At 69.6% G+C, this 25022-nt stretch carries 22 protein-coding genes, 1 tRNA gene and 2 pseudogenes; 8 read left to right on the top strand and 17 right to left on the bottom strand.

Annotated features, from left to right (window positions below):
• Positions 1–24: 24 nt before the first annotated feature.
• The 4 genes from HL658_RS02690 to HL658_RS02675 all read left to right on the top strand — a co-directional run bounded on the left by HL658_RS02690 (position 25) and on the right by HL658_RS02675 (position 5403).
• Complete coding sequence (locus tag HL658_RS02690) at positions 25–1191, top strand: efflux RND transporter periplasmic adaptor subunit (RefSeq protein WP_211109639.1); 1167 nt, start codon at positions 25–27, stop codon at positions 1189–1191.
• A complete protein-coding gene (locus HL658_RS02685; protein WP_180280330.1) occupies positions 1188–4424 on the top strand; it encodes an efflux RND transporter permease subunit in 3237 nt (1078 codons plus the stop codon). Before HL658_RS02690 ends, HL658_RS02685 begins: the two co-directional genes overlap by 4 nt.
• Positions 4425–4644: 220 nt before the next feature.
• Complete coding sequence (locus tag HL658_RS02680) at positions 4645–4839, top strand: hypothetical protein (protein WP_180280329.1); 195 nt, start codon at positions 4645–4647, stop codon at positions 4837–4839.
• A 33-nt stretch (positions 4840–4872) separates the two neighbouring features.
• Complete coding sequence (locus tag HL658_RS02675) at positions 4873–5403, top strand: DUF421 domain-containing protein (RefSeq protein WP_180280328.1); 531 nt, start codon at positions 4873–4875, stop codon at positions 5401–5403.
• 25 nt (positions 5404–5428) lie between these two features.
• Here the strand turns inward: HL658_RS02675 and HL658_RS02670 are convergent, their stop codons facing one another.
• The 8 genes and pseudogenes from HL658_RS02670 to HL658_RS02635 form a co-directional block, all read right to left on the bottom strand.
• Complete coding sequence (locus tag HL658_RS02670; protein WP_180280327.1) at positions 5429–6574, bottom strand: PRC-barrel domain-containing protein; 1146 nt, start codon at positions 6572–6574, stop codon at positions 5429–5431.
• 47 nt (positions 6575–6621) lie between these two features.
• Positions 6622–6804: a hypothetical protein gene (locus HL658_RS02665; protein ID WP_180280326.1), complete on the bottom strand. Its 183-nt coding sequence runs from the start codon at positions 6802–6804 to the stop codon at positions 6622–6624.
• On the bottom strand, positions 6801–6956 hold the full coding sequence (locus tag HL658_RS02660) for a hypothetical protein (protein WP_180280325.1): 156 nt from the start codon (positions 6954–6956) through the stop codon (positions 6801–6803). Before HL658_RS02660 ends, HL658_RS02665 begins: the two co-directional genes overlap by 4 nt.
• A gap of 72 nt (positions 6957–7028) precedes the next feature.
• Positions 7029–7391, bottom strand: coding sequence for a PepSY domain-containing protein (locus HL658_RS02655; protein WP_180280324.1), 363 nt, complete (start codon positions 7389–7391; stop codon positions 7029–7031).
• Positions 7392–7532: 141 nt separating this feature from the next.
• Complete coding sequence (locus HL658_RS02650) at positions 7533–8858, bottom strand: DUF2254 domain-containing protein (protein ID WP_180280323.1); 1326 nt, start codon at positions 8856–8858, stop codon at positions 7533–7535.
• A gap of 32 nt (positions 8859–8890) precedes the next feature.
• Positions 8891–9217: a hypothetical protein gene (locus tag HL658_RS02645; protein ID WP_180280322.1), complete on the bottom strand. Its 327-nt coding sequence runs from the start codon at positions 9215–9217 to the stop codon at positions 8891–8893.
• Between the two features lie 269 nt (positions 9218–9486).
• A pseudogene (locus HL658_RS38135) lies at positions 9487–9897 on the bottom strand (RNA polymerase sigma factor); the annotation flags it as partial.
• A 94-nt stretch (positions 9898–9991) separates the two neighbouring features.
• Positions 9992–11086 (bottom strand): TRAP transporter substrate-binding protein, encoded by a 1095-nt coding sequence (locus HL658_RS02635; protein WP_180280321.1) that lies wholly within the window; start codon positions 11084–11086, stop codon positions 9992–9994.
• 198 nt (positions 11087–11284) lie between these two features.
• Here HL658_RS02635 and HL658_RS02630 point away from each other — a divergent pair, with 198 nt between their 5' ends.
• Positions 11285–11965, top strand: a complete 681-nt coding sequence (locus HL658_RS02630; RefSeq protein WP_180280320.1) for a response regulator — start codon at positions 11285–11287, stop codon at positions 11963–11965.
• Between the two features lie 8 nt (positions 11966–11973).
• On the opposite strand, the gene HL658_RS02625 is transcribed toward HL658_RS02630, so the two are convergent.
• From HL658_RS02625 to HL658_RS02605, 5 genes are all read right to left on the bottom strand, one after another.
• Complete coding sequence (locus tag HL658_RS02625; protein WP_180280319.1) at positions 11974–15459, bottom strand: hybrid sensor histidine kinase/response regulator; 3486 nt, start codon at positions 15457–15459, stop codon at positions 11974–11976.
• A 78-nt stretch (positions 15460–15537) separates the two neighbouring features.
• Positions 15538–16077: a hypothetical protein gene (locus tag HL658_RS02620; protein WP_180280318.1), complete on the bottom strand. Its 540-nt coding sequence runs from the start codon at positions 16075–16077 to the stop codon at positions 15538–15540.
• A 48-nt stretch (positions 16078–16125) separates the two neighbouring features.
• Complete coding sequence (locus HL658_RS02615) at positions 16126–17064, bottom strand: PRC-barrel domain-containing protein (RefSeq protein ID WP_180280317.1); 939 nt, start codon at positions 17062–17064, stop codon at positions 16126–16128.
• 152 nt (positions 17065–17216) lie between these two features.
• On the bottom strand, positions 17217–17390 hold the full coding sequence (locus HL658_RS02610) for a DUF1328 domain-containing protein (RefSeq protein ID WP_180280316.1): 174 nt from the start codon (positions 17388–17390) through the stop codon (positions 17217–17219).
• A gap of 15 nt (positions 17391–17405) precedes the next feature.
• The gene (locus tag HL658_RS02605; protein ID WP_180280315.1) at positions 17406–19754 is read right to left on the bottom strand and encodes a membrane-bound PQQ-dependent dehydrogenase, glucose/quinate/shikimate family; all 2349 of its coding nucleotides are present in this window, start codon (positions 19752–19754) and stop codon (positions 17406–17408) included.
• A 172-nt stretch (positions 19755–19926) separates the two neighbouring features.
• Here HL658_RS02605 and HL658_RS36845 point away from each other — a divergent pair.
• Positions 19927–20091: pseudogene (locus tag HL658_RS36845) on the top strand (transposase); the annotation flags it as partial.
• Here HL658_RS36845 and HL658_RS36840 read toward each other — a convergent pair.
• Positions 20038–20316 (bottom strand): hypothetical protein, encoded by a 279-nt coding sequence (locus HL658_RS36840; protein WP_246337307.1) that lies wholly within the window; start codon positions 20314–20316, stop codon positions 20038–20040. The pseudogene HL658_RS36845 and the gene HL658_RS36840 sit on opposite strands and share 54 nt — an antisense overlap.
• 28 nt (positions 20317–20344) lie before the next feature.
• On the opposite strand from HL658_RS36840, the gene HL658_RS36835 reads away from it, so the two are divergent.
• Complete coding sequence (locus HL658_RS36835; RefSeq protein WP_246337306.1) at positions 20345–20635, top strand: hypothetical protein; 291 nt, start codon at positions 20345–20347, stop codon at positions 20633–20635.
• Between the two features lie 131 nt (positions 20636–20766).
• On the opposite strand, the gene HL658_RS02595 is transcribed toward HL658_RS36835, so the two are convergent.
• Positions 20767–20859: transfer RNA gene (locus HL658_RS02595), tRNA-Ser, on the bottom strand.
• A gap of 197 nt (positions 20860–21056) precedes the next feature.
• Here HL658_RS02595 and HL658_RS02590 point away from each other — a divergent pair.
• Positions 21057–21305, top strand: coding sequence for a hypothetical protein (locus HL658_RS02590; RefSeq protein ID WP_246337245.1), 249 nt, complete (start codon positions 21057–21059; stop codon positions 21303–21305).
• A gap of 39 nt (positions 21306–21344) precedes the next feature.
• Here HL658_RS02590 and HL658_RS02585 read toward each other — a convergent pair whose 3' ends face one another.
• On the bottom strand, positions 21345–23405 hold the full coding sequence (locus HL658_RS02585) for a PAS domain-containing sensor histidine kinase (protein ID WP_343054981.1): 2061 nt from the start codon (positions 23403–23405) through the stop codon (positions 21345–21347).
• Between the two features lie 70 nt (positions 23406–23475).
• Entirely contained in the window at positions 23476–24927 is a 1452-nt protein-coding gene (gene gatB / locus HL658_RS02580) for an Asp-tRNA(Asn)/Glu-tRNA(Gln) amidotransferase subunit GatB (protein ID WP_180280313.1), read from the bottom strand.
• Between the last annotated feature and the right edge of the window lie 95 nt (positions 24928–25022).

Raw genomic sequence — 25022 nt, 5'->3', positions numbered from 1 at the left:
GCGACGATGCTGCGGAGATTTCTTGTGCTGGGCGCCCGCGCGGCGTTGTCGCTCCTCACCAATTCGGGTGCCCTGGCAGAGGAGGAGGCAAAGCCGGACCCTCAGCCGATCCTGCCCTCGATCGTCGTCGTCGAGGCGGTGGAACGCAGGATCCGCGATCGCGTCCTGGCAACCGGTTCAATCGAGGCGGTGGAGGAGATCCATGTGTCCCCCCTGGTGGACGGGCTCTCCATCCGCGCCTTGACCGCCGAACGCGGCGACCGGGTCGAGCCGGGCAGCACGCTGGCCGTTCTCGACGACGACGCGTTGCTGCTGGAGAAAAGCCAACTCGCGGCCACGCTCGCCAAGACGGAGGCGGCACTCGCGCAATGGCAGGCGCAGCGCGCCGAGGCCAAGGCGAACGCCGACGAGGCGGCCCGCGTCGCCGGCCGCGCCGAGCGGCTTTCGGCGAACAAAACGGTGTCGACGGCCGAGGCCGACCGGCTGAAGGCACTCGCCGCCGCCGCGCAGGCGCGTCTCCGTTCGGCGGAGCAGGCCCTGGGCATCGCGGCGGCGGACATCAAGCTGGCTGGCGCGCGCCTCGCCGACGTCGACCTGCGCCTCGCCCGCACCGCCGTCACCGCACCGGTCGGCGGTGTGATCTCGGCCAGGAACGCCAAGGTCGGCGCCATCGCCAGCGGCAGCGCCAACGTCCTGCCGCTGTACACCATCATCCGCAACGGCGCGGTCGAGATGAAGGCCGACGTCGCCGAGGCCGATCTCCTCAAGCTCGCGGTCGGTCAGCCCGCAACGGTCCGGCTTGCCGGCAGCCGCATTTTTGTCACCGGGACGATCCGCCTGATCATGCCCACGGTCGATGCGCAGACGCGCCTCGGCACCGTCCGGATCGCCCTGGCCGATGCGACGGAGGCCCGGGTCGGCATGTACGCGAGCGCCGTCATCGTTGCCGCGGAGAAGCGGGCGGTCGTCCTGCCCCGGACCTCGGTCGGTGCGACCGATGGCGGAGCCGTCGTCCGCAAGATCGACAACGGCGTCGTCCGTCTGGTGCCGGTGACGGCCGGCATCCAGGACGGGGCCTTCGTCGAGATCCTGTCCGGCCTGGCGGCGGGCGAGCAGGCGGTGGCGAAGGCCGGCGCCTTCGTGCGCGACGGCGACCGGATCGTCGCGGTCAAAGCGGAGTCCGGGCCATGAACGTCTCCGCATGGTCCATCCGCAATCCGGTCGCCCCGATCCTGGCGTTCTGCGTGCTGGTCGTGCTCGGCTGGCGATCCTTCGACGCCCTGCCGATCACGCGGTTCCCCAACATCGACGTGCCGATCGTCTCGATCGCCGTCACGCAGGACGGTGCCACCCCCGCCGAGCTTGAGCCCCAGGTCGCCAAGCCGCTCGAGGACGAGGTCGCCGGCATCACCGGCGTCCATCACATCACATCGACGATCACCGACGGCCGTTCCACGACCGTCGTCGTCTTCCGCCTGGAGGTGCCCACCAGTCAGGCCTTGCAGGACGTCAGGGACGCGGTCGATCGAATTCGCGGCGATCTTCCGGCCTCGATCGATGCTCCGATCGTCTCGCGGGTCGATGTCGAGGGTCAGGCGATCCAGACCTTCGCCGTCTCCTCGCCCGGCATGACGCTGGAAGAGCTGTCGTGGTTCGTCGACAATACGATCACCCGCGCCATCCAGGGCCAGCGCGGCGTCGGCCGCGTCGAGCGCCATGGCGGCTCCGACCGCGAGGTCCGGATCGAGCTCGATGCCGACCGCCTGAACTCCCTCGGGATCACCGTGGCCGACGTCAACGGCCAGCTCCGCCGCATGAACCTGGACGTCGGCTCCGGCCGCGGGCGAGTTGGCGGTGGCGAGCAGGCGATCCGCCTGCTGGGTGACGCCCGCGACGTGGCGGAGCTCACCGGCACGATGATCGGACTGCCCAACGGCCGCTTCGTCCGCCTGTCGGATTTGGGGCGGATAACCGATGCCTACCAGGAGCCGCGGGCGTTCGCCCGCATCGACGGGCTTCCGGTCGTCACCGTCGCGGTGTTCCGCGCCAAGGGCGCCAGCGAGGTGAGCGTCGCCGACACCGTGGCCCGAACGCTCGACGGCATCCGCGCGCAACGCCCGGACGTCACCATCGTCCTGATCGACGATGCGGTCGCCATCACCCTCGGCACCTATGAGGCGGCGCTTCACACGCTGGCCGAGGGCGGGCTCCTCGCCATCCTCATCGTGATGGTGTTCCTGCGCAACTGGCGCTCCACCCTGATCGGAGCGGTCGCCCTGCCACTTTCGGCAATTCCGACCTTCTGGGTCATGGATCTTCTCGGCTTTTCGCTGAACCTCGTCAGTTTGCTGGCGATGACGCTGTCGACCGGCATCCTCGTCGATGACGCGATCGTCGAGATCGAGACCGTCGAGCGGCACATCCGGAGCGGCAAGCCACCCTACCGCGCCGCCATCGACGCGACGGACGAGATCGGCCTGGCGGTGATCGCCACCACCTTCGCCATCATCGCCGTGTTCCTGCCTGTGTCGTTCATGCCGGGCGTCGCGGGGCAGTACTTCATCCAGTTCGGCCTGACGGTCGCGGTCGCCGTCTTCTTCTCCCTTCTGGTCGCCCGTCTGATCATCCCGGTCATGGCGGCCCATCTGCTGCACCCGGCGGAGGCGGGCCGCCATCCCGACGGCGGGGACAGCGCCATCATGCGGCTCTACACGGCCCTCATCGCCGTGACGACCCGCCGGCGCTACGCCACGTTGCTCGCCGCGATCGGCACCCTGGGCATCTCGGTGCACATCCTGGCCCAGATACCAGGCAGTTTCATGCCGCCGGAAGACAACGCGCGGGTCAGCCTGTCGGTCGAGCTGCCGCCGGGCGCAACGCTGGACGATACCGAACGGACGACGGCGGCGATCCATGACCGGATGAGAGGCATCGACGGCGTCGCGACGGTCTTCGTGCTCGGCGGCGTCTCGCCGACCGGCGATTTGGAGCCGCGCCTCGCCACGGTCACCGTGCGTCTCGAACCGCTCGACCATTCGCTCACCACCACGCTGGTCAACCACGTGATCGGTCGGATTCCGCTGATCGGGCCGCATCTGCCCAAGCGCACGCCGGCCGGCCGCAGGATCCCGCAGTCACGCGTCGAAGCGGAGATCCTCGGCCGGCTGCGATCGATCCCCGACGTCCGCATCGTCAGGATGAACGAGGAGGGGGAGCGCGACCTGTCCTTCAACCTGCTGTCCGACAGCGCGGCGGATCTCGATCGGGCGGTCGCGCGCCTGGAGGCGGGGCTGCGCGGCGAACCGCTGGTCGCCAACGTCGGCACCGACGGTGCGCTGCCGCGGCCGGAGTTGCGGATCCGCCCGCGTGACGACCGCATGTCCCGCCTTGGCGTCACGACGGAGCAGATTGCCCAACTCGTCCGCATCGCCACCATCGGCGACAACGACACGCAACTGACCAGGATCGCGCTCGACGGGCGGCTGATCCCGATCCGCGTCCAGCTCGACCGCGACATCCGCACCGACCTCGCCGCGATCCGCGACCTGAAGGTCCAGACCGCGTCCGGGGCGATGGTTCCGCTGTCGAGCGTCGCGGACATCGACCATGCGGAAGGGCCGGGTTCGATCCGGCGCCACGACCGCCATCGCGTCGTGGCGCTCGGCGCGGACCTGCCAGCCGGGGTCGCGCTCGACACGGCGACCGACCGCGTCCGGGCGATCGTGGCCGAGGCGAAGCTTCCGGCCACTGTCACCGTCGTCGAAAGCGGCGATGCCGAGATCCAGGAAGAGGTGCAGCGGGGCTTCGGCGACGCAATGCTCCTGGGCTTGATGATGGTGCTGGTCGTTCTGATCCTGCTCTTCAAAGACGTGATCCAGCCCTTCACCATTCTGTTCTCGCTGCCGCTCGCCATGGGGGGCGTGGCGGCCGGCCTGATCCTGACCGGGAACGCGCTTTCCATGCCGGTGCTGATCGGTATCCTCATGCTGATGGGAGTCGTCAGCAAGAACGCGATCCTGCTCGTCGACTGCGGCATCGAGACGATGCGTCGCGGCATGGACCGCAAGGCGGCGATCATCGAGGCCGGGCGCAAGCGCACCCGCCCGATCGTCATGACCTCGATCGCCATGTCGGCGGGCATGCTGCCGTCCGCCCTGGGCGTCGGCGAGGGCGGCTCCTTTCGCGCCCCGATGGCGATCGCCGTCATCGGCGGCATCATCGTCTCGACGGTGCTGAGCCTCGTCGTCGTTCCTTCCTTCTTCCTGATCATGGACGACCTCTCGCAGCTGCTCACCCGCGTCTTCGGTCGCATGGTCGGCAGGAGGGATAAGGACTGCCAGCCATTCGACCATGAGATGCGCGCCACGCTCACAGCCGGGCAGAACAGGGGCTCAAAGGCACGGAAGAGCGCTTCAGGAAGCTGACGGGCGGGCGGTGGAACGCATCCCGGAGGGCTCTGTTGCAAAGCCGGTCCGCATCCGGCGGAATACCCGAACGAGATTGGGAGCCGGGCCGTGACGGATTTCAAGGGTCGCCACTTTGGGGGCGAGATCGTGCCCTGGCGCACCAGCGTGCCGGTCGATGACGAATGACGCCGGCATAAGACGGACGAGACGAACGATGCGGCGATGGATTCCGATATGGATGGCCGCCGCGGCATTGACGCTGTCGGCCTGCTCCTCGCCCGACCCCGATCAGACCGGTTTTGCCAGGGAGGAGCCGTACGACGAACCGATCTACGACGAAGGCGGGTTGTACGAGCCGGGTCTCTACGACGGCGGGCTCGACGATCTGGACATGTTGCCCGGCCCGCGGGGCCGGGCCGACCGAGAGCTCTGACGGATCAACGGGAAACAGGATCGGGAGGCGGGAATGTTCTTCGACAGCTGGCAGGGGTTGGGCCGGGTTCTGATCGTCGGGGTGCTGGCCTATGCCGCGCTGGTGGTGCTCCTGCGGCTGTCGGGGAACCGGACCCTGACCAAGCTCAACGCCTTCGACCTCGTGGTGACGGTGGCGCTGGGTTCGACGCTCGCCACCGTGCTGCTGAGCAAGTCGGTCGCCCTGGTCGAGGGCGTGCTGGCCTTGGCGCTGCTGATCTTCCTGCAGTTCGCGATCACGTGGCTGTCGGTGCGCTCGCCGCGCTTCCAGGCCATCATCAAGGCGGAACCGAAGCTGATCGTCCACCGCGGCCAATTCCTGGAGGGCGCCATGACGGCGCAGCGGATCACGCGGGAGGAGGTGATGGCCGCCCTGCGCGCGAACGGGACCGCCGACGTCGCTCAGGTGGCGGCGGTGGTCCTGGAGACGGACGGGTCCATCAGCATCGTGCCGGACGGCGCGGCGAGCGGCACGGGGACGGCCGCGCTCGCCGGCGTCCGTGTGCCGGAGGACGCCCGTTCCTGAGCGCCCCCCCGGCCGTGGCGGACAGTCAGCCCTGGTTCCGCTGCCAGTAGGGAGTGACGCCGAAGTTGTCGTAGAGCTTCTTCAGGTCGCTGGTGCGGACCTGGGCCGGCAGGTCCTGCTTGGGCAGGGACTGCATCCGCTTGAGCTGCTCCTCGTTGGCGTTCAGCACGAAGCCTTCGTCGCCGGCCGACCAGGAGAGCGCCTGGAACGGGACGGGAATCCACTCCTCGCCCATGCCGAGGAAGCCCCCGCGCCCGACCAGCACGTAGGGGATCCGGCCGCGCCGGGTATCGACCATGACGCGATCGATGTCGCCGATGTCGTCGCCGTTGCGGCCCGCAACGGTGGCGCCGCGGATTTCGTCCGGGGACATCAGGGCCGGTGGGGCCAGCAAGGTGATGTACTCGCGCCCGACCAGGATCGCCGGATGGCCCTGGCCCTGCTGGCCCTGGCCCTGCTGGCTCTGGGCTTGTTGGCTCTGTGCCTGCTGTGCGTTCCGGCCCTGGACGGTCTGATCCTGGGGCTGGCTGCCCTGGTTGTTGGCCGTTTGGTTGTTGGCCGTCCGGTTGCCGCCCGCCTGGCTCTGGTCGGCCTGCGCCTTCGGTTGGCCGCCGCCTGAGCCGCTGGCGGACGCCGGCGGGCTGGAGGAGGAGCCGGCCGACCGGTTGGTGTCGTGCGTGGCGTAGTACTCGACGATCTGGGAAACCAGCGCCGGCTCGGTCAGACGCTGGATGTCCTCGCGCGAGAAGCGCTGGCCCTGGCGGAGCCGGTCGAGATCGGTGTCGATGGTGACGGCGCCATATTCGTCACCGGGGACGACCGTCAGGTTCGACCAGGGCACGGGCGTCAAGTCCTCGCCGATGTCGAAGACGCCGCCGGAGCCGATCAGCGCGTAGCGGACGGTGCCGGTCTGGACGTCGATCATCAGATACTCGATCTCGCCGACCTCCTGGCCCATGCGGTCGAGCACGTTGCGCCCGGCGATCGCCGCCGCCGATGTGAGCTGGATGCGGCTCGGCGCCTTCGCTGACGTCCGGGCGGCGGGCTGGGCGGCGGGCTGGCCGGCCGAGGCCGCGGGCTGGTTCGGCTTGGAGGGCGACGGCGATTGGCCGAAAGCGACCGGGGACGCGAGGCCCGCCGTCACCATCGTGGCGATCAGAAGACGGTTCATGATCGATTCTCCTCGTTCTGGTTGCACCCCGCCCGGCTGTGGCCGGCTCAGCCGACCGGCGGCTCTTGCCTGTCCGGCATGGCTCCCCGCGGGACCTGCCGCTTGAACAGGTCCTCCAGGAAGTCGCGCATCGGCGATTCCGGCAGGAAGGAGGACGAGCCGGGGGCTTGCTCCTGACCGGTCGCCGTCCGCTGCTCCGGAAGGGCCGCACGCGACGCCGTGATCGTCACGACGGCCGGAAGCTCCTCCTGGACGAGGTCGGCGAAGCTCGGCTCTGCGCCATGGCCGGCACCGCAGAGCCGGCGGCCAGGAAGCCGGCCAACACGGTCGCGCGGGCGAGCGTGCGGAGGAGGCGCGGGGCTGATCCGACCGTGGTGAACATGGCAACCTCTCCGGGTCGCGGCGGACGAGGGGAGGAAAACTCCCCTCGCGCCCTCGGGTTCATTGGATGCCGCTACTGCTTGGAGGCGTCGCTTTTCCCGGCGGAGCCCGACGCCGAGCCCGAACCCGCACCGGCCTGCGACCCGCTGGCTCCGGAGCTGCCCGACATGGACGGCGGGTTGATCGTCATGAAGACGGTGTTGCCATCCTGCGTCTGCGCCTGGACGAGGTAGGCGGCATCGATCACCTGGATGTTCTTGAAGCCGGCCTGCTGAAGCTGCTTGCGCAGCGTGTCCTGCGACATGGCGGCCGCGTGGTTCTGGCTGGTGGCCTGCTTGTTGCCGGACTGGCTGCCGCCGGACTGGCCCGATTGCGCCAGCGCCGGACCGGTGGCGAGCGCCGCGATGGCGAAGGCGGGAAGGATCAGGGATCGCATCGTTTCTCTCCATTCCGTGGTGGTTGGCAGGATCGGCCTGCGTTCGGGCCAACTCACCGCCGGAATGGTGCTCGCGGATTTTTTTCGGCAAAATGGGGGATTGTTAGCCCGATTGGCGCTGCCGGTTGCGATGGCGGTTTTCTATTTTCCCTGTTTTGGCAGCTCTGTTGCCGATACAGGGCGTGGCACCTCCAGGCGGCGGCGCGCCTCGGCGCAGCGGAGCTTCAACGCACCGTGGTCGCGGGGTATGGACACCGTCTGCTCGGCTGCGATGGCGATCATATCCAGCTGCTCCAGGAGTGGACGGCGCTGCCCGTCGTTGCGCACGTAGGGGGCGAGGCGTGCGATGGAATCCGCCAGACGGATCAGGACGGCCGGCTTGCCGGCGCCCGTCTGCCGGATCTGGTCGAAGGCCGCTCCCACCATGCCGTCGTAGTCCGACACACTGCGGACGACACGGATGCGCCCGTCGGCGTCGCACAGGACCGATGGCTCCAGCCCGCGTTCGAAGATGTGGCCGAGCGAGGAGGAGAGGCTGTCGATCACGGCGAGTGCGGTGAACACGTCGTTGATGCCGGGGGACAGCGCGCGGGTGGACATCTCCACGAGCTGGCGGATGCCGAATTCGAGGTCCTGGGTGGGTGTGCGCTCCGACCCGATGATGAAGGCCCCGCGGACCGCCGTCACCAGATCGGGGCTACGGGTGGAGGCGGGTTCGACGGCGACGTGCTCACCGCGGCTCAGCACGTAATGGCCGGGCCGCGCGTGGAGACGCAGGATGGCGCCGGCGCGGCGTGCCGCATCGACCAGCGCATCGGTGTCGATCTCCTGCACATAGCCGTCCTGTGCCAGCGCCACCCAACCCGGGTCCCGCTCCGGCGGCGGGGTCGGGCAAACGCCGGGCCGCTCGGGAAGCAGCCGTCGGACGCAGTGGTCCAACTCGGCCGCAACCACCTGGACGACGTTGTCGTAGATGATCGAGCGAGCCAGCTTGTGGATGAAGAACAGCAGCACGAACAGACAGAGCATCGTCAGCGCCGTGCCGATGGTGACCGCCAGATGCGGAACGCCGGTGGCCTGGGTGCCGTCGATGGTCCGGAAGACGACCAGCAGGTAGAGGATGTCGGCCAGGAACAGGCCCAGCACGCCCTGGGTCACCCGGTCCTGGATGAAGGTGCGGATCAGGCGTGGGCCGATCTGTCCCGCCGCCAGGGTCAGAACCACCATGGTGATCGAGACCACCAGCGACGTCATGGTGATCATGCCGGACAGCAGCGCCGACATCAGTTCGCGGGCGCTGTCCGCGTCGCCGGAATAGATCAGCCAGAACTCCGTCACCCCGTCCGGCAGCCCGAAGTCGCTGTCGACCATCAACACGGCGAACATGACGGCCACCGCCCCCATGAGGACGGGAACGAACCAGAGGCTCGTCCGCACGAACATCCAGGTGTGTCGAAGCCGGTTCATCCTGCATCCTGCCGGGTTGGGGGCGCTGCCAATCATGGAGCCACGTGAAACCAACGCATGGGTGCCGGGTTGGCTCCCCGCGGCGCCCGCACACCCGGCCGACCAGCCGTTTCGGACAAGTTGCGGTGATGCTCGGTAAGTTCGGGAAGGACGTGGAGGACGATGTATGCAGCCGCGACGCCTCCAGCGACGGACAGCCAGCGGCTGCGCGGAACGGTGTCGAGCCAGCGAATCCGGCCGATGAACAGATGCACGGCTGCGAACCCGGCGATGCAGAGGGTTTCAAGAAGCGCCATGCGCGGGTGCCTGTTGCGGGACCTGTCACGGACGAACCCGGCAACAGGGATGACGTTTCGCATTCCGCCCGTGGCGTCCGCGCCCGGACCGGCCGGCGTGGTGCGGTGTCGGAGTGCCCGGCTTCCGCAGGCTGGACGGGCAGGCGCGCCGCCCGTGCCGGGCCCGCACACCCGGGCGCCGGGTGGGGGGATGGCGCGGGCGGGGCCGCGGGGCACGCAGCCGATGCCTGCGCCACGGGCTCCGACGCCGGCTCGGCCTTGCGGACGGGCGGCGACGGACGACGGATGGTGACCGGAACGGCGCGGCGCACCCTGCGCACCGAGCGGAGTTGCGCGCGCGCTCGGAACAGGCGGGAGCGGATGGTGCCGACGGACACGTCCAGCGCACCGGCCACCTCGTGATAGCTGCACCCGTCGACGGCGACCGCCTCGATCAGCCGCCGGTTTGCGGGAGGAATGCGCGCCAACGCCTCGCCCACCTCCTGGAGCATGACGTGCGCCTCCTGGACTGGTGCGGTGGTGATCGCCTCGTCCGTCAGTTCGGTCCGTTCGACGCGCCGCTCCCGTTTGTGGCGGGAAAAGTGCAGGTTCTTCAGGATGGTGGTCAGCCACGCCTGGAGGTTGGTGCCGGTTTGGAACTTGTCGCGGTGGCGCAGGGCGCGCTCCACGCAGTCCTGCACGAGATCCTCGGCCTCCGGGGCGTTGCGGGTCAGCCGACGGGCGAAGCGCGCCAGGTCCGGCATGCTCTCCACGAGCTCTCGGGTGAAATCGAAGGTCATGATGCGCTCCTTGTCCGGTGGACGCCGCCGCGTGAGCGGGTGGCGTGCCGCCTCCTCCCTAGTTCCGGTTCCGCTCGGCGGAGACCATGGAAACGAAGCGGTCGAAGCTGTTCTCGGCGATGCGGAACCAGAGCTGCTGGTCGTCGCGGAACGGCTTCCAGGAATCGTGGACCTTGCGGAATTGCGGGTCGCCGGCGGCGAGCGATGCCAGATGGTCCTCGGTCGCCTGATAGGCGGCACGCAGGATGTCGAGGCCGAAGGGGCGCAGCAGGGCGCCCTCGGCCAGCAGTCGTTTCAGCGCCGGCGGGTTCCAGGCATCGTAACGGCTGGTGATCCACAGGCTGGTCTCGGCGCAGGCCGCCTTCAGCGCCGCCCGCTGGTCTGTCGGCAGGTTCTCCCAGGTCCGACGGTTCACGTAGCAGGAGAGCTGGGCGTTCCCCCCCCAGAAGCTGGGGTAATAGTAGAAGCGCGCCGCCCGGTGCAGACCGAGGCGCAGGTCGTCGTGCGGGCCGCCCCACTCCCCCGCATCGATCGTGCCGGCTGCCAGGGCGGGACCGAGATCGCGGTCGCCGAGGGTCTGGGGCACGGCCCGCAGCCGGACCAGGATGTCCCTGGCGATACCGGCCACGCGGAATTGCAGGCCGTTGAAATCCTCCATCGTCTGGATCTCGCGCCGGAACCAGCCGCCCATCTGGGTGCCCGTGTGCCCGGCCGGGAACGGCACCACACCGTGGTCGGCCAGCGTCTCGCGGATCAGGTCGAGCCCGCCGCCGTGCTGCATCCAGGCGTTCTGCTGGCGGGCGTTGAGCCCGAAGGGAACGCCGGTGTCGAAGGCGAGCGCCGGTGAGCGGTCGAGGAACTGGTGGCTGGCGGTGAACCCCATCGCGGCGTCACCCCTGGACACCGCGTCGAGGACAGCGGTTTCCGGAACCAGCGTCCCGGCCGGCCGGACGTCGATGCGCAGGGCGCCGCGGGTGAGGGCGGCGACGCGGCCGGCCAGCCGCCCGGCCCCGGCGTGGAGGATGTCCATGCTGTCGGGAAAACCCATGACCATGTCCCAGCGGGCCGTCCCGCCCGCCGCCGGCAGCGGTGCCGCGAGCATGCTCCCGCCCAGCCCGAGGCCGGCGGCCGTCAGGAATTCGCGCCGTTCCATCGCTTGTCCTTGCGTGCCGTCCCGCCTGCCGGGCCAAGGCCTGCCCGTTCGCAGTAGCGCTATGGCGTGCTGCGGTTTGCGGGGCCGGGACTGTTCTCTCCGATGAGAAAGCTAACGCCCTATGGCGGGGCCGACCATTTGACTATGGTTTACGCGGCTGGAATGGAACCTTTCCGGTCGCCGGCGAGGGTCGAGGGTATGGACAAGCGCATCGTCGTCGCCGACGACCATCCGATGTTCCGCGACGCGCTGCGGCTGGCGATCGCGGGCGTCGAGCCGGATGCGGAGATCGTGGAGGCGAGCACGTTGGAGGGCGTCACCGACGCCCTTGCGGCGGAGCGCGAGACGGACCTTGTCCTGCTCGATCTGAACATGCCGGGGATGCAGGGATTCGCAGGCCTCATCCATCTCTGCCAGAACCACCCCGAGTTGCCGGTCGCGGTGATCTCCGCGAACGAGGAGCCGGGCGTGATGCGCCGGGCGATGGAGGCGGGCGCCTCCGGCTACATCCCGAAATCGACCCGGTCGGAGGAGATGCGCATGGCGCTGCGGGCTCTGCTGGCGGGAGAGACCTGGCTCCCGCCCGGCATCGACCTCGACACCGTCCGGCCCGGTGAGGACGCCGCGGTCGGCGCCTGTGTCGCGACACTGACGCCGCAGCAACTGCGGGTTCTGATGATGCTGCACGACGGGAAGCTGAACAAGCAGATCGCCTACGAGCTCGGCGTCTCCGAAGGGACTGTGAAAGCCCATGTCTCGGCGATCCTCCAGAAGCTCGGCGTGACCAGCCGCACCCAGGCCGTCATCCTCGCCCGGCAGCTCGCCGACGAGGTGAACGCCCCGCAGGAGGCGATCCGCCGCGCCGCCTCCGAGGTGTAGCGGCCGGCTCACTCGGCAGCGCGCCGCGCGGTCAGTAGCCGGCGCATCAGCGTGCGCAGCGCCGCGGGGCGGAGCGGCTTGTTCAGCAGCGGCACGCCCGCCGTCCGGGCCCGCGCCTTGACGTCGTCACCGCGATCGGCCGTCACCACGATGGCCGGTGGGACCGGGTCCAGGCGCCGCCGCAACTCGGCGAGGCTGGCGATGCCGTCCTTGCCGCCGCCGAGATGGACATCGACGATGATCAGGGACGGCGCTTCCCTCCCGATGGCCGCCTTGGCCTCCGACAGGTTGGCCGCGGTGACGATCCGGTAGCCCCAGCCGCCGTGCAGGGTCCGCATGGCATCGAGGATGCTGGCGTCGTTGTCCAGGCACAGCACGGTGCCCTGCTCCACCGTCGCCGGACTGCGTGCGGGGGCCGCCGCATCCGACGGTATGGCGGCGGGGGTGCCGAGGGGCACCCGGACCTCGAACAGCGTCCCCCGTCCCAGCCGGGATCGCAGGGACACGGGGTGGTCGAGCATGCGAGCAATGCGCTCCACGATGGACAGGCCAAGCCCCAACCCATGCTGCACGCCGGGCGCATCGGCGTAGCGCTGGAATTCCTTGAAGACGAGGGCCTGCCGATCCGGCGGGATGCCGACGCCGGTGTCCCAGACCTGGATCCGCACCCGGTCGCCGCTGCGGCGGGCCCCCATCAGAACCCGCCCCTCCGGCGTGTAGCGGATGGCGTTCGACAGCAGGTTCTGGAGCATCCGGTGCAGCAGTCGCCAGTCGCTCTCCACCGTCAGTCCGCTCGGCACGACGCGCAGACGCAGCCCCCTGCGCTCCGCCAGCGGTGCGAACCCCACCGACAGGGCGGAGAAAAGGGCGTCCAGCCGGATGCCGCTCCGCTCCGGCATCACGGCGCCGGCGTCCAGCTTGGAGATGTCCAGCAGCTCGCCCAACAGTTCCTCCACGGCGGCCAGGGCGGTGTCCAGCTTGCCCGCAAGCGTCGCGTCGGGGCCGCCGCCCTGTCGTTCGAGCAGGCTGGAAGCGTAGAGCCGCGCCGCGTTCAGCGGTTGCAGCAGGTCGTGGCTGGCCGCGGCGAGGAAGCGGGTCTTGTCGCGGTTGGCGGTTTCGGCCACCGTCTTGGCCCCGGCCAGCTCGGCCGTGCGCTCGCGCACGCGGCGCTCCAGCTCGGCGTTGGCGGACGCCAGCGTGGCGGCCGCGCGCACGCGTTCGGTGATGTCGGACCAGGTCGTCACATAGCCGCCGCCCGGCATCCGGCTGGTCCGCATCTCCAGCACCGCGCCGTCCGGCCGGCGGTGCTCGACGGCCACGGTGATGCTCGCCAGGAAGCGGTCCGTTTCACGGGCGACGAGATCCTCCGCGTCGCCGGGGCCGAAGTCGCCGCGCGACGCGCCGACGCGCAGCAGGTCCGTCAGCCCGGCGCCGATGCCCACCCGATCGCCCGGAAGGTCGAGCAGGCGCCGGAATTGCTGGTTCCAGCAGACGAGGCCCAGATCCTTGTCGAACACGGCGATGCCCTGCGCCACGTTCTCGATGGTCGTCTGCAGCAGGTCGCGGTTGTACTGGATGGCCGCCGAGGCGTCGTCCAGCAGGCGTAGGGCGTTGCCTTGGTCGAGGTTGCGCCGCTCCAGCACCAGGGCCAACACCAGCCGTGCCGACGAGGCGCCGATGGCGCTCGCCAGCAGCCGTTCGGTGCGGCGGACCAGAGACAGGTCGGCCGCGGTGTCCGACGGCGGACCGGCGAACTCCCCGAAGGCGTGGCCGGCCCGCTCAGCGCCGAGGTAGCGGATGGCGACGGCCTGCAACTCCGCCATGGTGACCGAGCCGTTGCGCGGCGTCGCGACCGTCCGGCCCCAATCGGGTGCGGGATCCATGAAGGCGCTGGCCTGCAGCCGTTCGATGGGTCGCGGGACGGTGCGCAGCGACACCGCGACGAAGGTGACGGTGTTCACCATCAGGCTCCACACCACCCCGTGCACCAGCGGGTCGAACCGCACCCCGAAGAGCTGTTGAGGCATCAGCAGGCCGTAGCCCAGTCCAACCTCCATCATCGAGCGCGGGACCCAGCCGGCCTCGGCGAATGACGGCAGGAGCAGCGTGTAGGCCCACACCAGGACGCCCGTCGCCACGCCCCAGAAGGCGCCGGCGCTGGTGGCGCCGCGCCACACCAACCCGCCGATCAGCGCCGGCGCGAACTGGGCGACCGCGGCGAGGCTGATGAGGCCGATGGAGGCGAGTGGGAAGGCGTTGCCGGCCACGCGGAAATACAGGTAGGCGAGCAGCAGCATTGCCACAATGGTCGCCCGCCGGATCCACAGGATCAGGTTGCGCATGTCCGCCCGGTCGGGCGCCCCCCGCCGCACGCGGCGCAGCAGCACCGGCATGATCAGGTCGTTGCTGACCATGATGCTGACCGCGACCGACGACACGATCACCATGCCGGTGGCCGCCGACAAACCGCCGATGAAGGCGATGATGGTGAGCAGCTGCTGCTGCCCCGCCATGGGCAGGGCGAGCACGAAGACATCCGGGTCCACCGTCCCCTCCGGGAACAGCAGGAGGCCGGCGGCGGCGATGGGGATCACGAACAGGTTGATGGCGAGCAGATAGGCGGGAAACAGCCAGGTGGCGACGCGGATGTTCGCCTCGTTGTCGTTCTCCACGATGGCGACGTGGAACATGCGCGGCAGGCCGAGGATCGCCAGTGCCGAAAGCATGCTGACGGTCAGCCACTGCCCGCCGTCGATCCCGCGGCCGAAGAGCTGCCTCAGACCGGCCTCGGCCGTGACAAGGTTCGCCAGGTCGGCGGGGCCATCGAACAGTCCCCAGGTGACGAAGGTCCCGACGGCCAGGAAGGCCACCAGTTTCATCACCGCCTCCGCCGCGATGGCGAGGATCATGCCCTCGTGATGCTCGGTGGCGTCGACGCGCCGCGTGCCGAACAGGATCGCGAAGAGCGCGAAGACAATCGCGGCGACCAGCGCGGTGTCGCGCCAGGGCACGTCAGCGGGTCCTTTGGGGAGCGGCACGACCTCCGGGTATTGCAGGAGCACCGCGTAGCTCGCGGACACGGCCTTCAGTTGCAAGGCGATGTAGGGCACCGTGCCGACGACGGCGACGATGGCGACGGCCGCCGCCACCCGGTGGCTCTTGCCATAGCGCGCGGCGATGAAGTCGGCGACGGAGGTGATGTTCTGCGCCTTGGAGATCCGCACGATCCGGTGGAGCAGCGGCCAGCCCAGCGTGAACAGCAGGATCGGGCCGACATAAACCGGCAGGAATCCATAGCCGGTGGTGGCAGCCAGGCCGACGCTGCCGTAGAAGGTCCAGGTCGTGCAGTAGACGGCGAGCGACAGGGCGTACACCACGGGCCGGACGGCCGGCCGCCCGCGGCGCCGCGCGGCCCGGTCGCCGTGGTGCGCGATGGCGAACAGGACGCCGATGTAGGACAGCGAAACGGCCAGAACCGCCCACCCGACGATCATGGTGCACCCCCGGCTGTCGAGCCCTGTCCGGACAACGGGGAACCGGCGGCGATGCTCCCGCCGCCGGGATCGGCCGCGTCAGCGCACGGTCGAGATGGTGCCGGCATAGGGGTCCATCTCGACCGTCTGCCAGCCGCCGCCTCTCGTCAGGGCGTCGGCGTAATAGCGTTCACCGTCGCGGCGCAGGTTGCGGACCGCTTCGACGCGGTCGAGCGAGGCCAGCGTGTTGAGCAGCGCCGTCTGCCGGAGTTCGAGCTGGGTCCGTGACGGGCCCGCCCGCCGGTCGAGGCCGGACACGCCGTCCAGGCGCGCGATCACCCGGTCGCCACCGGTCGCGCCGCCGCTGCCGGAGAAGCCTTGGCCCCCCGGGCCCGCGCTCGGCGATGTCATCGTGCGGCCGGAGGAACCGGCCGGGACGTCTCGGCGGTTCGGATCGATGCTGCCGTTGTAATCGCGTGGGGCGTAGCCGAACTCCTCGCCGGCGGCGCCGCTGGTGGGTGCCGGCCCCGGGGTGGGGCCGGCACCGCCCCAGCCGAGGGACGGGGGCTGCTGGGCGCCGGCCGCGCCGGCGCCGATCAGCGCCACGGCGGCCACGGTGGTCAGGACGATGCGTTCCATGGTTTCCTCCCGAATCGTTCGGTCGGGCCGGTCGTCACCGGTGACCCGTCATTGGCTTTGTCCAGCTGCGGACCCGGCGGGCGCGCCGCCGCTGGTGCCGGCCGCTCCCTGGCTCTGCGTTCCGCCCTGGGCCAGCCTCTGGTTCCAGAACCGGTCCACCTGCGTGGACAGGTCGCCCTGGGCGAGCTGCCGGGCGGCGTTGGCGTCCACGGCGGGCGCGTCGTCGAACGCGTTCTCCGAAACGTTCAGGACGAAGGTGTCCTGGTAAGGGGCGGTGGTCATCCGCAGGTCCTTCCAGCGCACCGGCACCAGCTGCTCCCCGATGCCGAGGAAGCCGCCGCGCCCGACCAGGACGTGGGTGATGTTGCCGTTCTGCCCCAGGACGACGTCCTCGATGTCGCCCAGATCCTCGTCGCGCATGTTGCGGATGTCGGCGCCGACGATCTGGTCGATCGCCACCGGCGCCTTGGCGTCGGTCACCGGGACCGAGCTGGTGAGGTAACGCTCACGCCAGGCCCGCGTCGCGTCCCGGTCGCCCGATGCGCTGGCGGTCTGGAAGCGTTTCTGGATGTCCTGGACCGCCGAGACGACGGAGCCGCAGGCGTCGCGGTAGCCGTTCATCGCCAGGATGTAGCCGGCGTTCATCAGCGAGCGCATCTCGCCGCGCGGACTCAGCGTTCCGTAGCCGGCCCCGGGTGCCGTCGGGCTCGTGGCCGGTGCGGCCGCCATGCCGTAGGCGCCGTAGGGGCTCCAATAGCCGGTCGGTCCGGCCGCCCCGTAGCCGGTTTCGACGAGCTGCTGGTCAGCTTGCTGAAGCCGGTCGAGGCATTGCTGGGCGACCTGGGGCCGCTGGTTCTGCTGGGTGGCCTGCCCGGACCCGGTGGTCTGGGCCGCCGGTGCCGTCCGGTTCGTTGGTTGGGGCTGGCCCTGTTGGGCGAAGGCGATGGCCGGTGCGGTCAGGCACAGGATGGCTGCGATGGCTCTCATGGCCGGTCTCCGTTGGTGGAGGATGGAAGGCGTGGCCGCATGGCGGCCGCATCCGGTCCAACTCCCCGACCGGGGATGGGTTCGGTGGACATTGGTGGTGCCACCCACCCCATCCGCGTGGCCGGTCCACGGTCCCCGGACCCGGCCGGGCGTCAGAAGACGAGCTCACCGGCCAGCAGCGCCAGCACCAGGAAGATCAGGAAGACGACGAGCGCGATCCCGAACAGCACCTTGGCGATGCCCCGGCTGGCCGAGGAGATCCCGGTAAAGCCGAGCGCACCGGCCACGACGGAGACGACGAAGAAGATCAGGGCCCATTTCAGCATGCGCTGGCTCCCGGATCAGTTGGCTGGAAGTGCATAGGCGATGACGCTGTCACCGGCCTTGGTGCCCAGCGAGCCGTGGCCGCCCGCCACCACCACGAGGTATTGGCGCCCGCTGGGGCCGCGGTAGGTCATGGGCGTCGCCTGCCCGCCGGCCGGCAGCCGGTCCTCCCACAGCCGCTCGCCGGTGGTGACGTCGTAGGCGCGGACGTAGTAATCGATGGTGCCGCTGATGAAGGCCACCCCGCCGGCGGTGATCACCGGCCCGCCGAGATCCGGCACGCCCATTTCGAATGGCAGGGGAACGGGCGACCGGTCGCGCACCGTGCCGTTGTGGCGCATCCACGCGACCTCGCCCGTGCGCAGGTCGGCCCCGGCGACGTAGCCCCAGGGCGGTGCCTGGCAGGGCAGCCCCAGCGGCGAGACGAAGGGCTTCAGCTCCACCGCGTAGGGGGCGCCGAAATTCTCGTTCAGCCCGAGCCCGCCGTCGGTCACGTAGCGTTCGGTGGGATTCTCGCGCGGGATCATGCGGGAGACGAAGGCGAGATAGGCCGGCGTTCCGAACATCACCTGCCGCACCGGGTCCACCGCCACGCCGCCCCAGTTGAAGACACCGAAATTGCCGGGGTGGATCAGCGATCCCTGGACGGAGGGCGGCGTGTAGCGCCCGTCGTAGCGGAGCTGGCGGAACCGGATGCGGCAGACGAGCTGGTCGAACATCGTGCCGCCCCACATGTCGCGCCCTTCCAGCGGGCGGGGCGGTTTGAAGGTGAGGGCGGAGGTCGGCTGCGTCGGCGCGGTGTGGTCGCCCGGCACGGCACCCTGCGGGGCCGGCTGCTCCGTCACCGGCAGGATGGGTTCGCCGGTGCGGCGGTCCAGCACATAGACGTCGCCCTGCTTGGTGGGCGCGACGATGGCCGGCACCACGCCCCGGTCGGTGGTCACGTCCAGCAGGCTGGGCTGGGCCGGCACGTCCATGTCCCACAGGTCGTGGTGCACGGTCTGGAACACCCAGCGGAGTTGCCCGGTGGCGAGATCCAGCGCCACGACCGACGACGAGAAGCGCTCGACGGTGGGGCCGCGGTTGCCGCCGAACTGGTCGGGCGGGGCGTTGCCGAGCGGCACGTACACGAGACCGAGATCCTCGTCGGCGCTCATCGTCGTCCAGGCGTTGGGGGAGTTCTCGGTGTAGGTCTCGCCGGGCGCGATCGGGGCCGTCTCGTCCGGGTTGCCGGAATCCCAGTTCCAGACCAGGGCCCCCGTGCGCACGTCATAGGCGCGGATCACGCCCGATGGCTCGTTCACCGACACGTTGTCGTTGACGGCCCCGCCGATGACGATCAGATCGCGCGTCACCACCGGCGGCGAGGTGGAGTAGTAGAAGCCCGGCTTCTTGTGCGGCATGCCGGCCCACAGGTTCACCGCCCCGTTTTCGCCAAATCCGGGGCAGACCCGCCCCGTGCCGGCGTCCAGCGCGATCAGCCGGGCGTCGGCGGTCGGCATGAAGACGCGCCGGCCACAGGACTCGGCCGCCGCCGCCCCCTGTGCCTCATGGTAGGAGACACCGCGGCAGGTGAGGTGCTGGCGGTTGCTGTCGTCGGGCACCTTGGGATCGAAGCGCCAGCGCTCCCGACCCGTCTCCGCGTCCAGCGCGATGACGAAGTTGTGCGGGGTGCAGAGGTAGAGCGTGTCGCGGACCATGAGGGGCGTGACCTCGTAGGTCGTCTCGTTCGGGTCGCTTGGGCGTCGGACGTCGCCGGTGTGGTAGTGCCAGGCGACCTGCAGGCGGTCCACGTTGCCGCTGTCGATCTGGTCGAGCGGCGAGTAGCGGTTGGCGAGGTTGCTGCGCCCATAGGCGTGCCACTCCCCGGCCGGCACGCCGCCGTAATCGCCCGGCACCGGCGTGACCGCCGCGCTGGGCAGCCGCCCGGTGATGTCACGCGACGGCGGTGAGGCGAAGGCATAGAGCGCCACCGCCGCGGACACCGCCAGCGACAGGGCGAGCGGCACCCCGGCGCCGCGCCACGCCGCCGGCGGCCGGTCGGCGGCCGGGCGGTCGAGCCGCCGGGTGATCCACGGCGTCAGCAGCCACAGGCCCAGGACGACGATCACGTCACCGCGCGGGGCGAGCTGCCACCAGTCGACACCGACCTCGGCAAACGCCCACACCAGCGTGCCGGCCACCAGCAGCGCGTAGACCCACAAGGACGCGCTGCGCCGCGCCGCGAGCAGCGCGCCGGTCGCCAGGAAGCCGACGGCGGCTGCGGCGTAGTACCAGGACCCGCCGAGCGCGACGAGCCAGACCCCGCCGATGCCGAGGGCCAGGCCGATGAGGATGAACAGGATGCCCGTTGCTATCGCCGGCACGGGGAAACCTCCTTGTGCGATGCCTTCTGGCAGGCAACGGCGGCAGACCGGTTCTGTTGCGTCACTGCGCACCCGGACCGGCGTTCAAGATCGCGGTCGCCGATCGGGAACTGCAGATGCCAGCCCACCCACCGCCCACAGGATCACTTCGGCCGTGAATGGCCGGCCCTGGATCGCGACCAACCACCCCAGCTTGCCCATCGCATACCGGCTGTACCTTTCCGACCGGTGGGCCGCCGATGCCGAGCGCCGGGCGCGGGCCGGCATTCCCGACGACGTGGTCTTACAGACCAAGCCCGCCGTCGCGCCGGACCAGATCCGCGCGGCCATGGCGGCCGCCGACGCGGTACGGGCGCTGCTCGGCGACCGCCACACCCTGGCCGGCGCCGCGCGGGAAGCGGGCATCGCCGCGGACCGGCTGCCCCTCCTGCTGGAGGCTGCCGGCGCCTTCGCCGGCGATCCGTTGGACCTTGCTGAGCGGATTGAGCTGGGGCCGGAGGGTCTCGGGCTGACCCTGTCGCTGGGCAGGCTCGCCGGGACCGACCTGCCGGCGATCCGGCACGTGGTTCCCCTTGAGGTGACGCGGCGCGGTGCGCGAGGGCGTCAGCGACCGCTACGTCGGGCACCTGCTGCCGCTGGCCTTCTTGGCCCCGGACATCGTGGAGGCGATCGTCGCCGGCCGCCAGCCGCCGGGCCTCACAGCGGAGTCCCTGATCAAGCGCACCGACCTGCCATTGGATTGGGACCGGCAGAGGGAAGCTCTTGGCTTCACCTGTCCACGCCTCCCGTCACGGATCACCCCACCGGCCCAGGCCTTCACCCGGGCCGCGCTCGTTCGGACGGGCACGCCATGCCCCGAACCGGCCGAGTGGCCGGCGTAGAATTCCGGGTGGGAACGGCGCTGAAATGAGGCTGGAGAGGGCGTCTCCGGTCCGAAACCCCGGCGTGAACCGCCGGGAAGCCGCGGCATTCAGCCCGGCGGCCGGGAAACAGCCCTGTCACAAGGACAAGGTGGCGGAGGGGATGGGATTCGAACCCACGATAGGGCTTTAGACCCTATAACGGTTTAGCAAACCGCCGCCTTCAGCCACTCGGCCACCCCTCCGCACCGGCGGCGCGCTCGAGGTGCGACGCCGGGGGTCGGTGGGTTCTAGCCGGGTGGGGGGTGCTTGTCAACGCCAACCTGTGGCACCGGCATCCCACGCCACTCCCATACGGCTAATGATAAATTAAGATAAAATTTTAGCTTTGCTTTATCGGCTTTTGTGGTAATCTGTCTTCGTTAGGGTGGGAACGTTGACGATGGGGGGTACCATGGCCTTGTCCAAGCGCTGCATCGAGACGCTGCTCGACCTCGTCGAGATCAAGCTGAGCTGCCTGGAGATCACCGACCGCGAGGACCTGCGCGAGAAGGAGCTTCTTGTCCGCTGCCTGCAGGAGCTGAACGCGGAATCGATGGGCGAGGATGGGAGGCTGACCGCCTTCCAGGCGCCCAAGCGGCGGGGCCGGCGACCCAAGCACCTGCAGTATCACGAGCTTCACGTCGCCTGACACGTCCGGCCGGCGTGCCCTGTCCCCTGCCCCGTCCGGTCAGTCTCCGGCCAGAACCGCCGCCTGCGGCGGTGCCTTGGCCGGCGGCGACACGCGGGGAAAGGACAGGATGAAGCGTGTGCCCTGCCCCGGCGCGGACTCGACCTCCACCGACCCGCCCAGCATCTGGGTCACGGTATTGAAGAGGATGTGCAGCCCCAGCCCGGACCCGCCCCGCCCCCGACGGGTGGTGAAGAACGGCTCGAAGATGTGCGACCGCACCTCCGGAGCCATGCCGACCCCATCGTCGGCAAAGGTCAGGACCACAGCGTCGCCACCTTTCGGGACAACGCCGATGCGGATCGTTCCCGATCCCGCCCCGTCCGCATAAGCGTGCACGATGGCGTTGATGACGAGATTCGTCAGCACCTGCGAGAGCGCGCCGGGGTAGCTGTCCATGGTGATCCCCTCGGGGCAATCGACCTCGACCGTCAGCGTGGTGCGCTTCAGCCGCGGGCGCAGGCTGAACAGGACCTCCCCGATGTAGGTCGCCAGATCGAAGCCGCGCCGCTCTCCCGAGCTCTGGTCCACCGCCACCTGCTTGAAGCTCTGGATCAGCTCGGCCGCGCGGGAGATGTTGCTGACCATCAGCCCGCTGCCCTCGATGATGGTCTCCAGATACTCCGCCATCTCCGACCGGCGCAGCGAACCCTGCCTGAACCGGTCGTGCAGCGCGCGGGCCTGCTCGGCGATGTGGGTGGCGGCCGTCAGCCCGATGCCGATGGGAGTGTTCACTTCATGAGCGACTCCGGCGACCAGCGCCCCCAGCGACGCCATGGTCTCCGCCTGGATCAGGCTTTCCTGGGCGACGCGCAGTTCGCCGAGCGCCCGCTCCGCCGCCTCCTTGGCCCGCTTGAACTCCGCCTCCTCCTGCTTGCGGCCGGTGATGTCGTAGAGCCAGGTGACGAGCGCCCGCTGCCCGTCGAACACGATCTCGTCCCACGACGACAGCACCCACACCAAGCTGCCGTCGGGCCGGCGGAATCGGATCTCCGCATCCCGGAAGGGTCCCTCCCGCTGGAAGCGCTCCAAAAGCGCCTTGCGGTCGGCTCGATCGGCGTAGAAGGTCGGTGTTGAGACGCTGGTCAGCTCTTGCCGCGACACCCCCATGATGGCGCAGGACTGGGCGTTGCAGAACAGCCAGTCGCCGCCGGGGGTGGTGATGTTCACCGCCACCGGGGCCGTCTCCAGGATGCGGATCAGACGCGCCTCGCTGGCGCGCACCCGCTCCTCCTGCACCCGGCGCTCGCTGATGTCGGTCATGATGCCGACGTAGCGCACCGCCCTTCCGTCTGCGTCGCGCAGGCATCGGCCCTTGGCCTCGATCCACAGCCATCCGCCGCTCTCGGTGCGCAGGCGGTAGGCGTAATCATAGACGGCGCTCTCCCCCCGCAGGTGCGACTCGATGGTCGCCAGCACGCGGTCCCGGTCATCCGGATGCAGCCGCGACTCCCAGAAATCCGGCGGCATCTCGGGCACGCGGTCGAACCCCAGCATCCGCGGAAAGGTGTCGGACCACCAGAAGCGGCCGGCCACGAGATCGGCGTCCCAGGCGGCGGCGCGCGTCGCCTCCAGCGCCATGGCCAGACGCTCGGCCAGCAGACGGCGGGCGGCGGCCGCGGCCTTTTCGGCGGACACGTCCATGAACCAGGAGATGTGACAGCGCCGCCCGCCGAAATCGATCAGCGCCGACGACATGCGGCCCACGAACCGCTCGCCATCACCGCGCAGGAAAGTCACCTCCTCCTCGGTCACCGCGCCGTCACGGTAGAGCTCCGCGATGTGGCGCGCGCGATCGTCCGGGTCGGCGTAGCGGGCCGTCATGGCGTGCTTGGCGAACTCGTCCGCCGGGACGCGGAAGAAAGCCAGCGCGTGGTCGTTGCGGTAGAGGTTGCGGCCGTCGCGGGTGTTGATCATCACGCCGGCGTCGGCGGTGTCGAGAACCGCACAGAGACGCCGTTCCGCGACAGCGGCGGACGGGAAACGGCGGCCCACCGCGAAGCCGGCCGCCGCCCCGACCACCAGTGCCAGACCGATCCCGATCAGAGTTTCCAATTCCACTCCCCCATCCACGGCCTTCTATGGAGCCGGAGAAAGCGGAAATGCAAGGGATCAGTCAGCACTCCAATGATCAGCCCTTGAGTTTCCGTCCAAGGATCTCATTGACCAGAGCCGGGTTCGCCTTGCCCTGGGTCTGCTTCATCACCTGCCCGACAAAGAACCCAAACAGCTTCTCTTTGCCGCTGCGGTATTCGGCTACTTTGTCCGGATTGGCGGCGAGCACGCCGTCGATGGCCGTCTCGATGGCGCCGGTGTCGGTAACCTGCCGCAGGCCCTTCTTCTCTACGATGTCGCCCGGCTTCTCGCCGGTCTCGAACATCGCCTCGAACACCTCCTTGGCGATGCGGCCGGAGATGGTGTTGTCGGCGATCAGATCGATCAGGCCACCGAGATTGCCGGCGGTGACCGGGCTCTGCTCGATCTCCAGCCCCGCCTTGTTCAGGGCGCCGAACAGGTCGCCGGTGACCCAGTTGGCGGCCAGCTTCGGATCCCGCCCCTTGGCGACGGCCTCGAAATACTCGGCCTTCGCCTTTTCGGCCACCAGCACGCCGGCGTCGTAGGCGGACAGCTTGTAGTCGGCGATGAAGCGGGCCTTCTTGTCGTCGGGCAGCTCGGGAAGGGTGAGGCGGATGTCCTCGACCCAGCCCTCATCCAGCTCCAGCGGCAGCAGGTCGGGGTCGGGGAAGTAGCGGTAGTCGTGCGCCTCCTCCTTCGAACGCATGGAGCGCGTCACGAACTTGGAGGTGTCCCAGAGCCGGGTCTCCTGGGCGATGCTGCCGCCCTCCTCCAGGATCTCGATCTGGCGGCGGGCCTCGTACTCGATCGCCTGCTGGACGAAACGGATGGAGTTGACGTTCTTGATCTCGCACCGCGTGCCGAAGGGAGCGCCCGGCTTGCGCACCGACACATTGACGTCGCAGCGCATGGAGCCCTCCTCCATGTTGCCGTCGCAGGTGCCGAGGTAGCGCAGAATCGAGCGCAGCTTGCGCAGATAGGCGCCCGCCTCCTCCGCCGTGCGCAGGTCGGGCTCCGACACGATCTCCATCAGCGCCACGCCGGCCCGGTTCAGGTCGATGTAGCTCTTGGACGGGTGCTGGTCGTGCAGCGACTTGCCGGCGTCCTGTTCCAGATGCAGGCGGGTGATGCCCACGGTCCGCGAGCCTCCGTCGGGCAGGTCCAGCACGATCTCACCCTTGCCGACGATCGGCTGGGTGTACTGGCTGATCTGGTAGCCGGCGGGCAGGTCGGCGTAGAAGTAGTTCTTGCGGTCGAACACCGAGAACAGGTTGATCTGCGCCTTCAGCCCCAGGCCGGTGCGCACCGCCTGCTCGACGCAGCGCTCGTTGATGACGGGCAGCATGCCGGGGAACGCGGCGTCCACGAAGCTCACTTGGCTGTTCGGCTCGGCGCCGAAATCGGTCGCGGCCCCCGAGAACAGCTTCGCGTTCGAGATGACCTGGGCATGGACCTCCAGCCCGATCACCATCTCCCAATCGCCGGTTTCGCCCTGAATGTACGTCATTATTCCGCTCGATGGACGTGCTGAGAACTGGGGATGTTTTTACCGCCCTTTCCCGCCCACCGCACGCTTTATCGCGCCGGCCGCCACGGGGATCG

The sequence above is a fragment of the Azospirillum oleiclasticum genome (assembly GCF_013423485.1).
Taxonomy (GTDB): Bacteria; Pseudomonadota; Alphaproteobacteria; order Azospirillales; family Azospirillaceae; genus Azospirillum; species Azospirillum oleiclasticum.
Note: the sequence above shows the minus strand (reverse complement) of the source record. Positions and strands in the feature narration are given on the sequence as shown.